The 13840-nt window shown below is 63.5% G+C and carries 16 protein-coding genes; 13 read left to right on the forward strand and 3 right to left on the reverse strand.

What is annotated here, in order from left to right:
* Positions 1-81 precede the first annotated feature (81 nt).
* The 4 genes from P6U28_RS36155 to P6U28_RS36170 all read left to right on the forward strand — a co-directional run bounded on the left by P6U28_RS36155 (position 82) and on the right by P6U28_RS36170 (position 2997).
* Positions 82-909 carry a sterol desaturase family protein gene (locus tag P6U28_RS36155; RefSeq protein ID WP_407120707.1) on the forward strand — a complete coding sequence of 276 codons (828 nt, stop codon included), beginning with the start codon at positions 82-84 and terminating at the stop codon, positions 907-909.
* Positions 910-1065: 156 nt separating this feature from the next.
* Entirely contained in the window at positions 1066-1569 is a 504-nt protein-coding gene (locus P6U28_RS36160) for a pilus assembly protein N-terminal domain-containing protein (protein WP_122405754.1), read from the forward strand.
* Positions 1570-1774: 205 nt separating this feature from the next.
* On the forward strand, positions 1775-2359 hold the full coding sequence (locus tag P6U28_RS36165; RefSeq protein ID WP_407120708.1) for a TadE/TadG family type IV pilus assembly protein: 585 nt from the start codon (positions 1775-1777) through the stop codon (positions 2357-2359).
* Between the two features lie 23 nt (positions 2360-2382).
* Positions 2383-2997 (forward strand): TadE/TadG family type IV pilus assembly protein, encoded by a 615-nt coding sequence (locus P6U28_RS36170; RefSeq protein ID WP_164937100.1) that lies wholly within the window; start codon positions 2383-2385, stop codon positions 2995-2997.
* 111 nt (positions 2998-3108) lie between these two features.
* Here P6U28_RS36170 and P6U28_RS36175 read toward each other — a convergent pair whose 3' ends face one another.
* The 3 genes from P6U28_RS36175 to P6U28_RS36185 form a co-directional block, all read right to left on the reverse strand.
* The gene (locus P6U28_RS36175) at positions 3109-3321 is read right to left on the reverse strand and encodes a cold-shock protein (protein ID WP_122405751.1); all 213 of its coding nucleotides are present in this window, start codon (positions 3319-3321) and stop codon (positions 3109-3111) included.
* Positions 3322-3588: 267 nt separating this feature from the next.
* Entirely contained in the window at positions 3589-3876 is a 288-nt protein-coding gene (gene infA, locus P6U28_RS36180; RefSeq protein WP_024340539.1) for a translation initiation factor IF-1, read from the reverse strand.
* Positions 3877-3899: 23 nt separating this feature from the next.
* Positions 3900-5483 (reverse strand): DEAD/DEAH box helicase, encoded by a 1584-nt coding sequence (locus P6U28_RS36185; RefSeq protein WP_407120709.1) that lies wholly within the window; start codon positions 5481-5483, stop codon positions 3900-3902.
* Between the two features lie 479 nt (positions 5484-5962).
* Between P6U28_RS36185 and urtA the strand changes: the two genes are divergently transcribed.
* The 9 genes from urtA to P6U28_RS36230 all read left to right on the forward strand — a co-directional run bounded on the left by urtA (position 5963) and on the right by P6U28_RS36230 (position 13830).
* On the forward strand, positions 5963-7291 hold the full coding sequence (gene urtA / locus P6U28_RS36190) for an urea ABC transporter substrate-binding protein (RefSeq protein WP_122405749.1): 1329 nt from the start codon (positions 5963-5965) through the stop codon (positions 7289-7291).
* 84 nt (positions 7292-7375) lie between these two features.
* Complete coding sequence (gene urtB / locus P6U28_RS36195) at positions 7376-8983, forward strand: urea ABC transporter permease subunit UrtB (RefSeq protein WP_122405748.1); 1608 nt, start codon at positions 7376-7378, stop codon at positions 8981-8983.
* Positions 8980-10146: an urea ABC transporter permease subunit UrtC gene (gene urtC / locus P6U28_RS36200; RefSeq protein WP_122405747.1), complete on the forward strand. Its 1167-nt coding sequence runs from the start codon at positions 8980-8982 to the stop codon at positions 10144-10146. Before urtB ends, urtC begins: the two co-directional genes overlap by 4 nt.
* Before the next feature lie 5 nt (positions 10147-10151).
* Positions 10152-10913, forward strand: a complete 762-nt coding sequence (gene urtD, locus P6U28_RS36205; protein WP_129145007.1) for an urea ABC transporter ATP-binding protein UrtD — start codon at positions 10152-10154, stop codon at positions 10911-10913.
* A 3-nt stretch (positions 10914-10916) separates the two neighbouring features.
* Positions 10917-11612 (forward strand): urea ABC transporter ATP-binding subunit UrtE, encoded by a 696-nt coding sequence (urtE, locus tag P6U28_RS36210; RefSeq protein ID WP_122405745.1) that lies wholly within the window; start codon positions 10917-10919, stop codon positions 11610-11612.
* A 31-nt stretch (positions 11613-11643) separates the two neighbouring features.
* Entirely contained in the window at positions 11644-12474 is an 831-nt protein-coding gene (locus P6U28_RS36215; protein ID WP_407120710.1) for an urease accessory protein UreD, read from the forward strand.
* A gap of 40 nt (positions 12475-12514) precedes the next feature.
* Positions 12515-12817, forward strand: a complete 303-nt coding sequence (locus tag P6U28_RS36220) for an urease subunit gamma (protein ID WP_027553946.1) — start codon at positions 12515-12517, stop codon at positions 12815-12817.
* A 110-nt stretch (positions 12818-12927) separates the two neighbouring features.
* Positions 12928-13233, forward strand: a complete 306-nt coding sequence (locus tag P6U28_RS36225; protein ID WP_129145009.1) for an urease subunit beta — start codon at positions 12928-12930, stop codon at positions 13231-13233.
* 57 nt (positions 13234-13290) lie between these two features.
* Positions 13291-13830, forward strand: coding sequence for an HD domain-containing protein (locus tag P6U28_RS36230; RefSeq protein WP_407120711.1), 540 nt, complete (start codon positions 13291-13293; stop codon positions 13828-13830).
* The last annotated feature ends 10 nt before the right edge of the window (positions 13831-13840 follow it).

The raw sequence follows: 13840 nt of genomic DNA on the forward strand, positions 1-13840 counted from the left end.
GCAGCGCGGCGCCGGCTTCACCCTCCCTTAAATTTCGCGGAGTAGGCCTAAGCAGGACCGGAATTCGCAAGAGAGGCGACGATGTCGAGCCTGCCCATGCAAGTTGCCCTGATGCTCGGCGAGACCATCGTGAAGGTGATCCCCGTCACCTTCGTACTTGCTGCGATCTTCACAGTGCTGGAGCATTTCTGGGCCTGCAATCCCGGCGTGCCGTGGTGGCGCAAGCGGGAGATTCTCACCGACATCTGCTACTGGTTCTTCGTTCCGGTGTTCGCCCGCACCATGCGGATCGGGCTTCTGATCGTCGGTGCCGGCGTCGTCTTCAACATCCACGACGCGGACGAACTCATCGCCTTCTACGACGATGGCCACGGTCCGCTGTCGCAGCTGCCTCTATGGATTCAGGGCCTGCTGTTCCTGGTGCTATCCGATTTCATGCTGTACTGGCTGCACCGGCTTTTCCACGACGGCGGCTTCTGGAAGTACCACGCCGTCCATCATTCGTCGGAGGAGATCGGGTGGATCTCCGCGGCCCGTTTCCATCCCGTCAATCTCTTGCTCGGGACGATCAGCGTCGACGTCGTGCTGCTGATGGCCGGTATCTCCCCGAACATCATGATCTGGGTCGGCCCGTTCACCACCTTTCATTCGGCCTTCGTGCACGCCAACCTGAACTGGACCTTCGGACCGTTCAAATACGTGCTGGCGACGCCGGTATTCCACCGTTGGCACCACACTTCGCTCGAAGAGGGTGGCGACACCAATTTCGCCGGGACGTTTCCGATCTGGGACGTGCTGTTCGGTACCTTCCGCATGCCGGAGGGGAGGCTGCCGCAGGATTACGGCAAGGACGAAGCGACCATGCCGAAGGAGATCGGAGGCCAGCTCGCCTATCCGTTCCGCCATTAGGAGAGACCAGTGGGGCCCGCAAACGCCAGTCCGTTCAAACAATCGTCGGCGAGTTTGCGGAACGTTCACGAATTGGAGGCAGGTTGGCCGGGTCGGGCACCGGCTCCGCTGTTATCTCATCGCTTCTGCCGGTTTGTGACGTCCCGGGGTAAGAGTATGCGTAAAGAATTACTGCGCCGTCATGCGCGCGTCTGTCTTCTGGTTGCCGCCGCGGTGCTGGCATGGCCGGCCGCTGGCCTTGCCGAGCCTACCGCCGACATCATCGCCGTCAATGTCGATCAGGCCAAGCTGGTGCGGCTGCCCGGCAAGGTGGCGACCATAGTGGTCGGCAATCCCTTGATCGCCGATGTCACGCTCCAGCCGGGCGGCATGATCGTCGTGACCGGGAAGGGCTATGGGGCCACCAACTTCATCGCGCTCGACCGGGGCGGCGAGATTCTGGTCGACCGCCAGATCCAGGTTGAAGGCCCGAGCGACCGGCTCGTCACCGTCTATCGCGGGATTGAGCGCGAGTCCTACAGCTGCGTACCGCTTTGCCAGCGTCGCGTGACGCTCGGCGACAGTGACACCTATTTCAACAACACGATGAGCCAGGCCGGCTCGCTCAGCAGCAGTGCCAGCAGCGGCGGTGGTGCCGGTGCGGCCGCCAAACCCAACTAGCCGACCGGCGGGTCTGCCGGGGGGGATCCCCGCCAGGCTCCTTGCGGATTCGCGCGCGGCGCGTTTCCGTGCGCTTCGGTTGGCGTCAGGTTAACGCATTCCTAACGGCGCGGTCCGCCGGACGCGGATCGCTTGAAACATTTAGACAATCAGTTTCCGCTATTGAACGGGCAGATGATCGCCCGTTGCTGGGGAATTTGACCATATGCCATCGCCCGCACCTACGAGGTTCACGCTCCGGAAAGCGCTGGCCCGGTTTCGCGGCAACCGCCGCGGCTCCGCAGCCGTCGAATTTGCGCTGGTCGCACCGATGTTCTTCGCGCTGTTGTTCGCCGTCATCGAGACGGCGCTGATGTTCTTCTCGAGCCAGGCGCTCGAGACCATCGCGCAGGACTCCGCGCGCGCGATTCTGACCGGCCAGGCGCAGGCGCAGGGCGGCTCGGTGGCGGCCTGTCAGACCACCCCCAACACGGTCTCTGCTTGCGATCAGACGACGTTCAAGACCTATGTCTGCAGCCAGATTCCGGCGCTGTTCGATTGCAGCAAGCTTTACGTCGACGTTGTCAGCACCAGTTCCTTCGGCGCGCTAAGCCTCACCAACTATGGCAATTCCTGCAACTTCAATCCCACCACCGGCATGCAGTACAATGCCGGAACTTCCGGTCAGGTCGTCGTGGTGCGGCTGTTCTATCAATGGCCGCTCTTCGTCACCGGGCTCGGCTACAACATGGGATGCAGCAACAAGCGGCTGATGGTGGCGACCGTGGCGTTCAAGAACGAACCCTTCTGAGGCAGATGGATCTGAGCGGACCGATGCAGGCGATTGCGAATATCTGGAGGAATGCACGTTGCTTCGTGCGCGACTTCGTCGCCGACAAGCGCGCGCTTGCGGCGACCGAATTCGCGGTGATCGTACCGCTGATGCTGGTGATGTTCTTCGGCACCGTCGAGTTTTCGTCTGCCGTGGCGATCGACCGCAAAGTCACGTTGATTGCACGGACACTGTCCGATTTGACGTCGCAGTCGACGACGCTCGCCGATGCCGACATGCAGAACACGTTTACGGCAAGCATCTCGATCGTCATGCCTTACGACGCTACCCTCGTGAAGGGCACGATCTCCCAGATCTACATCGATGCCAACAGCATCGCCACGGTCCAGTGGAGCAAGGCCGGCACCATTGCGAGCGGCGCGACACAAGCCACGCTGGTGACCTCGGCTCGGAAGGCCGGGGACAAGGTCACCACGATGATTCCCCCGACGCTCTTGATTCCGTCGAGCTATCTCATCCTGAGCGAGGCCAACTACACTTACACGCCGGCAGTCGGCTACGTGTTGAAGTCGAGCATAACGCTGGGCGATCTCTCCTACACGCGGCCGCGCCAGGTCGCCTGCGTGCCTTACAACGGCGTACCGTCGACGTGTTGAATTTGCGAGCCGACCCTGGAATAAAAAAGGCCGTGCGTCACGCACGGCCTTTTTTAGTTGCCTTGTTTGCTCTGCCTCGCTCGAGCCGGTCGGGGCTCAGGGCCGGCGGGCTCAGCTCGCAGCGCGGAGATTGTCCGCCGCCGACTTGCCGGAGCGGCGGTCGGACACGATCTCATAGGAGATCTTCTGGCCTTCGCGCAGCGAGCCGAGACCGGCGCGCTCCACGGCGCTGATGTGGACGAACACGTCTTGGCCGCCGTCGTCGGGCTGAATGAAGCCATAGCCCTTGGTTGCGTTAAACCACTTCACGGTTCCCATGCTCACGGGGGTAGTCCCTTCTCAGATAACACAATGTCGAAGCCCGCTCGCACGGGCAGGTTAGATCGAATTTCTGGAAGGGTCGTCAGCGTGTCTGAACCGGCTGTACCGGTGGATGCTAATGTCGTCCGGCCGAAAATCGATTAATTCATTTTATCGGAAACAGGGGCCCGAAACAATCCGGACGTGCACGATTTTTTGATCCACCGTGATGTCAACGGCAGATCATCATACAGGTCGGAGTTTTATCTCGCGCCCCCGCGCAGTAGCCGATTAGCGGCGGCGGAACTGGCCGCCACGCTGTCCGGGACGGGGCGGTCCGCCCGCCGTGCTGGGGCGTTCGTCCTTGTGGCGGAAAATCAGCCGGCCCTTCTCGAGGTCATACGGCGACATCTCCACTGTCACGCGGTCGCCCGCGAGCGTCTTGATGCGGTTCTTCTTCATCTTGCCGGCGGTATAGGCAACGATCTCGTGTCCGGCGTCGAGCTGCACGCGGTAGCGGGCGTCGGGGAGGATTTCGGTGACCAGTCCTTCGAACTGGATCAGCTCTTCCTTAGCCATGAATTTCTCCAGGTCGTGGACGGCTAGTGCGAATAGGGTTTGCGGTTCGGTTGGCTGTTTGGCCGACTCTCGCGGCGCAAAAAGGCAACGCCTTGTATCCCATCAGGCGTCCCGGCGCTATGCGCGGAACGCTGTTCCGGACGGTCGACAGGCGATGAGTGCATCTTACCACCGGACCGGCGGCGGCGAGAACCCTTGGACGCATTCGGGCGGCTGCCGGGCCGTCCGTCAGCATGCCTTGCCTCGGCGTGCCGGCCTTCACCGTGCCTGCCGTCGCCTTGCTTGCCGGCACTATGGTGGCGCCCATCGGCATGCCGTTCGTCGCCACGCCGCCCGTCGCCATGCCGTGCGCCTTTTGGGCGCTGGCCGGGACGGCCGCCTGGCCGGCCCTGTCGTTGCTGCGACGGGGCGGGGCCGGCATCGCGACGGCCGGCGTCGGTGCGATGGTCCTCCTGCGGCAGGGCCACGCGGATCAGCCGCTCGATGTCGCGGAGATAGCTGAGTTCCTCGCCGCCGGCGACCAGGGAGATCGCGGTGCCGTCGGCGCCGGCACGCGCGGTGCGGCCGATGCGGTGGACGTAAGTTTCCGGCACGTTGGGCAGGTCGAAATTGATGACGTGGCTGATGCCGTCGACGTCGATGCCGCGGGCGGCGATGTCGGTGGCAACCAGGGTGCGGATCTCGCCCGAGCGGAACTGGGCGAGCGTGCGCTCGCGGTGATTCTGCGATTTGTTGCCATGGATGGCGTTGGCAGCGATGCCGGCCTTGGCCAGCGTCTTCACCACCTTGTCGGCACCGTGCTTGGTGCGGGTGAAGACCAGAGCGCGGTTGATCGTTTCGTCTTGCAGCAGCTTGGTCAGGAAGGCGGGCTTGGCCGAGAAGTCCACCTGCAGGATACGCTGGTTGATCCGCTCGGCGGTCGAAGACACTGGGGTCACCGCGACACGGGCGGGGTCCCGCAGCATGGAGTCCGCGAGCTCGGCGATATCCTTGGGCATGGTGGCCGAGAAGAACAGCGTCTGCCGCTTGATCGGCAGCTTGGCGACGATTTTGCGGATGTCGTTGATGAAACCCATGTCGAGCATGCGGTCGGCCTCGTCGAGTACGAGGAATTCAACGCTCGAAAGCCTCAAGCCGTTGCTATGCACGAGGTCGAGCAGGCGGCCGGGGGTGGCGACCAGTACCTCTACGCCCGGCATCAGGGCGCGGACCTGGCGGCCCATCGGCACACCGCCGATGGCGAGCGTCGAAGACAGGCGGATATGGCGGCCATAGGCATTGAAGCTGTCGAGGATCTGGCCGGACAGCTCGCGGGTCGGCGACAGCACCAGGACGCGTGCTGTCTTGGGCTGCGGCTTGATGCGGTTCTCGAGCAGGCGATGCAGGATCGGCAGCGCGAAAGACGCGGTCTTGCCGGTGCCGGTCTGGGCGATACCCACGACGTCGCGGCCGGTCAGCGCCAGCGGGATGGTCTGGGCCTGGATCGGGGTCGGGGTGACGTAGTTTTCTTCTTGGAGGGCACGGGAAATGGGATCGGCCAGGCCGAAGTCCTGAAAGGAAGTCAAAAGAGGGGTTCTTTCCATGTCAAAAGCGGACGCCCGGCGCATTCAGCGCGGCGCGCGCAAAAGGGTGTCGAGAAGACACCTGCGTGTTTGGGGTGTCGGATGGCTTGGGTGATATGGGGCAAGCCAGAGGCCCGGAGGGGCTTAAGAACACGCGGCTCGCTACGACCCATTGATTCGCAAGAGGTCTCCGCCGCTTATATGGAACATCGAGGAGGCGCTTTCAAGGCAACTCGGTCTCAAACAGCGGTTGCGGCGCAGAAATAGTGATGCCGGAAATTTAGCCAGATTTGGTAATTTGCTCAGAAAATAGCCTGCATGCCGCTTTCGCATACATTTAAATTGCCTGTAGTTTAGGCGGAATGACTGCGGCGAAACTTGGATTTCTGGCGATTTTATAAGTAGAGTCAATGAGTTGATGGGTGCTCAGTCCATGGCATGGTTCTTGCGATTCCGTTAATCGCAGGCGGCCATGGGGCCGTTTCGCAGCGTTTTCACGTCTGCGTCAGGGAGATGAGACACTCATGTTTAGCAAATCCACCCACGATATCGCGGCGTCATTTTGCCGCCGCGGCGTGCTCGCCGCGACGGCCGGACTGGTGCTTGGTCTGGCTTCATTGACTGGCGCGAAGGCCGCGGACGGCACCATCAAGGTCGGTGTACTCCACTCCCTGTCCGGCACCATGGCGATCAGCGAAACCACGCTGAAGGACACCATCCTCTTCCTGATCGACGAGCAGAACAAGAAGGGCGGCGTGCTCGGCAAGAAGCTGGAGGCCGTCGTCGTCGACCCCGCGTCGAACTGGCCGCTGTTCGCCGAAAAGGCGCGCGAGCTGATCACCAAGGACAAGGTCTCGGTCGTATTCGGCTGCTGGACCTCGGTGTCGCGCAAGTCGGTGCTGCCGGTGTTCAAGGAGCTCAACAACATCCTGTTCTACCCCGTGCAGTACGAGGGCGAGGAGAGCGAGCGCAACGTGTTCTACACGGGTGCCGCGCCGAACCAGCAGGCGATCCCCGCCGTCGACTACCTGATGAAGGAAGAGAAGGTGAAGCGCTGGGTGCTCGCGGGCACCGACTACGTCTATCCGCGCACCACCAACAAGATCCTGGAAGCCTATCTGAAGTCCAAGGGTGTCGCCCAGGAAGACATCATGATCAACTACACGCCGTTCGGTCATTCCGATTGGCAGACGATCGTGGCCGACATCAAGAAGTTCGGCTCGGCCGGCAAGAAGACCGCAGTGGTCTCGACCATCAACGGCGACGCCAACGTTCCCTTCTACAAGGAGCTCGGCAACCAGGGTATCAAGGCGAAGGATATCCCGGTCGTCGCGTTCTCGGTGGGTGAGGAAGAGCTCGCCGGCATCGACACCAAGCCGCTGGTCGGCCATCTCGCTGCCTGGAACTACTTCGAGTCGATCAAGACCAAGGACGGATCGAACGAGAAGTTCATCAAGGACTGGCAGGCCTACACCAAGAATCCGAAGCGCGTGACCAACGATCCGATGGAAGCGCACGTGATCGGCTTCAACATGTGGGTGAAGGCGGTCGAGAAGGTGAAGTCGACCGATCCGGACAAGGTGATCGATGCGCTTCCCGGCATCGAGGCGCCGAACCTGACCGGTGGCGTGTCGAAGATGCTGCCGAACCACCACATCACCAAGCCGGTGTTCATCGGTGAGATCAAGGCCAACGGCCAGTTCGACGTGGTCTGGAAGACCCCCGGCCTCGTCGCGGGCGACGCCTGGTCGAAGGAGCTCGAGGGCTCCAAGGACCTGATCGGCGACTGGGTCGGCAAGAAGTGCGGCAACTTCAACACCAAGACCAACAAGTGCCTCGGCTCGGGTTCCTGATCCCGACCTGACGCTCCATTGCACGACCGGAGAGGGCGGCGATCCGGCCGCCTTCTCCACTCATTTCTGCCGGGGTCATTCACAGTGCCAGCCCATCTGTCTGCCCGTCTCTGCTCGCTTGCACTCTCGTTGTTGCTGATCGCGTTCGCGCTGCCGGCCTTCGCCGGTCCGTTCGAGGATGCAGTCGCCAAATTCGCCAATGACGATTTTTCCGACACGGAAGAGGCGATCGGTGTGGTCGCGGGCAGCGGCAACAAGCTGGCCTTCCCGATCATCAGCGCGCTCCAGGACGGCCGCCTCATGGCGGATCCTGACAGCAAGAAGGTTTACGTCACCGGCACCGACGGCAAGTCGATCGATGCCGCGACCGGCGAGACCGTTGCCAGCGTTCCCGACAGCGCGAGCGCGGTTCGCCTCAACAACCGCCTGCGCCGCAGCGTCGATGCCGCGCTCGGTAGCCTGACGCTGCAGTCGCCGGACGTCGGGACGCGCCTGCAGGCTGCGCAATCCGTCTTCAAGTCGCATGAAGAGACCGCGCTTGAGGCGGTCGATGCCGCGCTCGCCAAGGAAACCAACCGATCCGTCAAGGCCGCGCTCGGTGAGGCCCGCGCGGCGATCCTGCTGTTCAAGTCCGATGCGACCGAGGTCGAGAAGCTCGAGGCGGTGGCAACCCTCAAGGCGCGCGGCGACCAGGAGGCGCTGGCGCTGCTTACCGGCATGGGCGACCAGCCGGCGTCGGTCACCAAGGCCGCCACGAGCGCGATCGGTTCGATCCAGAACTCGCTCGCGGTCTGGTCCATGGTGCAGAATGCCTGGTACGGGCTCTCGCTCGGCTCGGTGCTGCTGCTCGCCGCGATCGGGCTCGCCATCACCTTCGGCGTGATGGGCGTCATCAACATGGCCCACGGCGAAATGGTGATGCTAGGGGCCTACACCACCTTCGTGGTGCAGGAGGTGATCCGCAGCCGTTATCCAGGCCTGTTCGACTATTCGCTGCTGATCGCCGTGCCGCTCGCCTTCCTCGTCGCGGGCGCGATCGGCGTGCTGATCGAGCGCAGCATCATCCGCTTCCTCTACGGCCGGCCGCTGGAGACGCTGCTCGCGACCTGGGGCCTGTCGCTGGTGCTGCAGCAGGCGGTGCGCACCATGTTCGGTCCGACCAACCGCGAGGTCGGCAATCCGTCCTGGATGAGCGGTGCGTTCGAGCTCGGCCAGATCACCATTACCTATAACCGGCTCTGGATCCTTCTCTTCACGCTCGCCGTGTTCGCGATCCTGCTCGCGATGCTGCGCTACACCGCGCTCGGCCTCGAAATGCGCGCGGTGACGCAGAACCGCCGCATGGCGGCTTCGATGGGCATCGCCACCTCGCGCGTCGACGCGCTCACCTTCGGCCTCGGCTCGGGCATTGCCGGCATCGCCGGCGTGGCGCTGTCGCAGATCGACAATGTCAGCCCCAATCTCGGCCAGAGCTACATCATCGACAGCTTTATGGTCGTGGTGTTCGGCGGCGTCGGTAATCTATGGGGGACCCTCGTGGGCGCCTTCACGCTCGGCATCGCCAACAAATTCCTGGAGCCGGTCGCCGGCGCCGTGCTCGGCAAGATCGCGATTCTGGTTCTCATCATCCTGTTCATTCAAAAGCGGCCGCGCGGCCTGTTCGCGCTCAAGGGCCGTGCGGTGGAAGCATGACCCCTCACATGCTGACGCGATCGCTGGACCGCGGCGCGACGATCTTCCTCGCGATCGTCGCGGCCTGCGGCATCCTCATCCCGCTCTCCAACCTGCTGCTGCCCGCGGGCTCGTTCCTGCAGGTGCCGACCTATCTCGTCGCGCTCTGGGGCAAATATGTCTGCTACGCGATCCTGGCGCTCGCGATCGACTTGATCTGGGGCTATTGCGGCATCCTCTCGCTCGGCCACGGCGCCTTTTTCGCGCTCGGTGGTTACGCCATGGGCATGTACCTGATGCGGCAGATCGGCACCCGCGGCGTTTACGGCAACCCGATCTTGCCCGACTTCATGGTGTTCCTGAACTGGCAGAAGCTGCCCTGGTACTGGTATGGCTTCGACATGTTCTGGTTCGCAGCGCTGATGGTGCTGGTCGTGCCCGGCCTGCTCGCCTTCTGCTTCGGCTGGCTCGCCTTCCGCTCCCGCGTCACCGGGGTGTATCTCTCGATCATCACGCAGGCGATGACCTATGCGCTGCTGCTCGCCTTCTTCCGCAACGATTTCGGCTTCGGCGGCAACAACGGCCTGACCGACTTCAAGGACATTTTGGGCTTCAACGTGCAGGCGGAGGGCACGCGTGCCGCGCTGTTTGCGCTGAGCTGCCTGGCGCTGATCATCGGCTTCCTGATCTGCCGCGCCATCGTCTCGTCCAAGCTCGGCAAGGTGCTGATCGCGGTGCGCGATGCGGAATCGCGCACGCGCTTCCTCGGCTACCGCGTCGAATCCTACAAGCTGTTCGTGTTCACGGTATCGGCCTGCATGGCCGGCGTCGCCGGTGCGCTCTACGTGCCGCAGGTCGGCATCATCAACCCCTCGGAGTTCGCGCCGGGGAATTCGATCGAGGCGGTGATCTGGGTCGCGGTCGGCGGCCGCGGCACGCTGGTCGGCGCCGCGCTCGGCGCCGTCGTCGTCAACTACGCCAAGACATTCTTCACCTCGGGCGTGCTCGCGCCATACTGGCTGTTCATGCTGGGCGCGCTGTTCATCCTGGTGACGCTGCTGCTGCCGAAAGGCATCGTCGGCACCTTCAACGCCTGGTGGGCCTCGACCAGGGAAAAAAGCACCGCTGCAGCCATTGCGAGCGCCGCGGCCGAAAATGGCGTCGAACCCAAGATGGCGGAGTAGGCGCAATGAACGTCATGGATACCCGCGCGACCTCCGCAATGCTTTACCTGGACGGCGTGCACGTCTCCTTCGACGGCTTCCATGCCATCAACAATCTGTCGCTGACGCTCGAGCCCGGCGAGATGCGCGCCATCATCGGCCCGAACGGCGCCGGCAAGACCACGATGATGGACATCATCACCGGCAAGACCAAACCCGACGAGGGCACCGTGCTGTTCGACGGCGTCACCGACCTGACGCGCCTCGACGAGACCCGCATCGCCGAGCTCGGCATCGGCCGCAAATTCCAGAAGCCGACCGTGTTCGAGAGTCAGACAGTGCAGGACAATCTGCTGCTGGCGCTCAATGTCGATCACTCCGTCCGCGGCACGCTGTTCTGGCGCGGCAGCAAGGCGGAATCCGAGCGGATCGACAAGGTGCTGGAGACGATCCGCCTCACCGACGCCCGCAACCGCCTGGCCGGCAGCCTCAGCCACGGCCAGAAGCAGTGGCTCGAGATCGGCATGCTGCTGGCGCAGGACCCAAAACTCCTGCTGGTCGATGAACCCGTCGCGGGGATGACCGACGTCGAGACGCATCTCACCGCCGAGCTGCTGAAGGAGATCAACAAGACCCACACCGTGATGGTCGTCGAGCACGACATGACCTTCGTGCGCGAGCTCGGGGTCAAGGTCACCTGCCTGCACGAAGGCACGGTGCTCGCGGAAGGTACCATCGACCAGGTCTCGGCCAACGAGCGGGTCATCGAAGTCTATCTGGGACGCTGAGCCATGCTTGAGGTCAAGGACATCAACCTGTTCTACGGCGCGGCGCAGGCGCTGCGCGGTGTCTCGATTTCGGCCGCGCCGGGCAAGGTGACTTGCGTGCTCGGGCGCAACGGCGTCGGCAAGACTTCGCTGCTCCGCGCCATGGTCGGGCAATATCCGATCTCCTCGGGCGCGATCGTGCTCGACGGCAATGATATCACGGGCTTGAAGCCCTACGAGCGGGCGCGCAAGGGTATCGGCTTCGTGCCGCAGGGCCGCGAGATCTTTCCGCTGCTGACGGTCGAGGAGAACCTCAAGACCGGCTTCGGCCCGCTCAAGCGCGAGGACAAGCACATCCCGGACGACGTGTTTTCGCTGTTTCCGGTGCTGCAATCCATGCTCGGCCGGCGCGGCGGCGACCTCTCCGGCGGCCAGCAGCAGCAGCTCGCGATCGGCCGCGCGCTGGTGATGCGGCCGAAGCTGCTTTTGCTCGACGAGCCGACCGAAGGCATCCAACCCTCGATCATCAAGGACATCGGCCGCGCCATCTCGTACCTGCGCAACCTCGGCAACATCGCCATTGTGCTGGTCGAACAATATCTCGACTTTGCCTGCGAACTCGGCGACAGTTTTGCCGTGATGGATCGCGGCGCGGTGAAGTTCACCTGCGACCGCTCCAATCTCGACGCGAGCGAGATCAGCCGCCAGATGGCGCTGTAAGCCAATCTGTCGCGACCGGCTGGGGAGGCAGATGCGCAGCGACGTTTCAACCACGTCAGGGGTTTTCGAGGCGAATCGCGCCCGCGGCGCGGTGCGGTTCGACGTGCACGCACGTGACGGCGTGACGCGACGCGGCACCTTGCATGAATCCGGTTCGCTCCGTGTCCGCTTTCCCTCCCCGGAAGATCAGGGCCTGTCCGGCGTGTTCGTCAACACCGCCGGCGGAGTCGCCGGCGGTGATCGCTTCGACATCGAGATATCGGCGGCGGATCGCGCGCGATTGACGCTGACGACGGCGGCGGCGGAGAAGGTCTATCGCGCGCCGGGGCCCGCGGCGCAGCTCAATATCTCGCTCAAGGCCGGCGCAGGCGCGCATTTGTCCTGGCTACCGCAGGAGACGATTCTGTTCGACCGCGCCCGCGTGCAACGCCGCTTCGACATCGCGCTCGACGAGACTGCCTCGCTTCTGCTTTGCGAGATTGTCGTATTCGGCCGTACCGCCATGGGCGAGCGGATGGAGCAGGGCGAATTTGTGGACCGCTGGCGGATGCGCCGCGCCGGCAAGCTGGTGCTCGCAGAAACCGTCCGGCTCGATGGCGATATCGGCGCAAAGCTCGCGCGATCCGCGGTCGCCAGAGGCGGCGCGGCGATTGGCACGGCCCTGATCGTGCCCGGTGACGAGGCCTTGGTCGAACGCATTCGGGAAGCGTCGGAGTCTTGCTCCGGCGAGGTCGGAATCTCGGCATGGAATGGCTTTGCAATGGCGCGCTTCTGTGCCCAAGATGCGGCGCGCTTGCGCGCCGAGATGATGGCCGCGCTGGCGCGCACCGGCGCGGCCCTGCCACGGCTCTGGCTGAACTGATGATTGGCTGAATTGACGTGTTGAACGGAAGAGATTTCGCATGAACCTGTCTCCCCGCGAAAAGGACAAGCTTCTGATCTCGATGGCGGCGATCGTGGCGCGCCGCAGGCTGGACCGCGGCGTCAAGCTCAACCATCCCGAAGCGGTTGCGATCATCTCCGATTTCATCCTCGAAGGCGCCCGCGACGGCCGCACCGTCGCCGAACTGATGCAATCCGGCGCGCAGGTCCTGACCCGCGACCAGGTGATGCCGGGCATCCCCGAGATGATCCATGACATCCAGGTCGAGGCGACCTTTCCGGACGGCACCAAACTCGTCACCGTGCACGAGCCGATCAGGTAACTAGAATTCACCATTCCGGGGCGCCCGCAGGGCGAACCGGAATCCAGAGGTTTTGGTTTCGAGATTCCGTGTTCTCGCTTCGCGAGCCCCGGAATGACGAGGAGGATAGAATGATTCCGGGCGAACTCTTCATCCAGGACGGCGAGATCGAGCTCAATGCCGGCCGCAAGACCGTGACGCTGACGGTCGCCAACACTGGCGACCGGCCGATCCAGGTCGGCTCGCACTACCACTTCTTCGAGACCAACCCGGCCCTGAAATTCGATCGCAAGAAGTCCCGCGGCATGCGCCTCGACATCGCCGCCGGCACCGCCGTCCGCTTCGAGCCCGGCCAGACCCGCGAAGTGCAACTCGTCGCCATGGCGGGGAAGAAGACGATCTACGGCTTCCGCGGCGACGTCATGGGGAAGCTGTGACCTCCACAGGAACGAGCGCGGCGCGGCACGGTTGAGACCGAAATGGAGGTCCTTGCCATGCTGTCACCCGTTTGTCTCGTCTCGGAAGCTGCCGAGCTTGCCGCACGCCGCCATAACGGCATGGCGCGAAAAGGGCGCGGCAACGATCCTTACATCAACCATCTCGCCGAGGTCGCGAACCTGCTCGCCACCGCGACCGAGGGCGCCGACGCCGAGTTGGTCGCAGCCGGCTGGCTGCATGATACGATCGAGGACACCGACACCACGCGCGAGGAGCTCGCGCAGATATTTTCGGAGCGTGTCGCTTCACTCGTCGTTGAATGCACCGACGACATGGGTTTGCCGAAGGCCGAGCGGCGGCGCCTTCAGGTGCTCGAAGCGCCGAACAAGTCCCCTGGCGCCAAGCTGATCAAGATCGCGGACAAGATCAGCAACACAGAGGCGCGCATTCAAACCGACCCGAGTGCCGAGGAACGCGACGATCTCGCCGATTACGTCGCGTGGGCCACGCAGGTCGTCGCCGGCTGCCGTGGCGGCAATGCGTGGCTCGACACGAAGTTCGACGATGCCGTGAAAGCAGCGAGGGCGCTGCTGTGACCCACCAGAC

It is taken from the genome of Bradyrhizobium sp. STM 3561 (assembly GCF_045571455.1).
Taxonomy (GTDB): Bacteria; Pseudomonadota; Alphaproteobacteria; order Rhizobiales; family Xanthobacteraceae; genus Bradyrhizobium; species Bradyrhizobium vignae.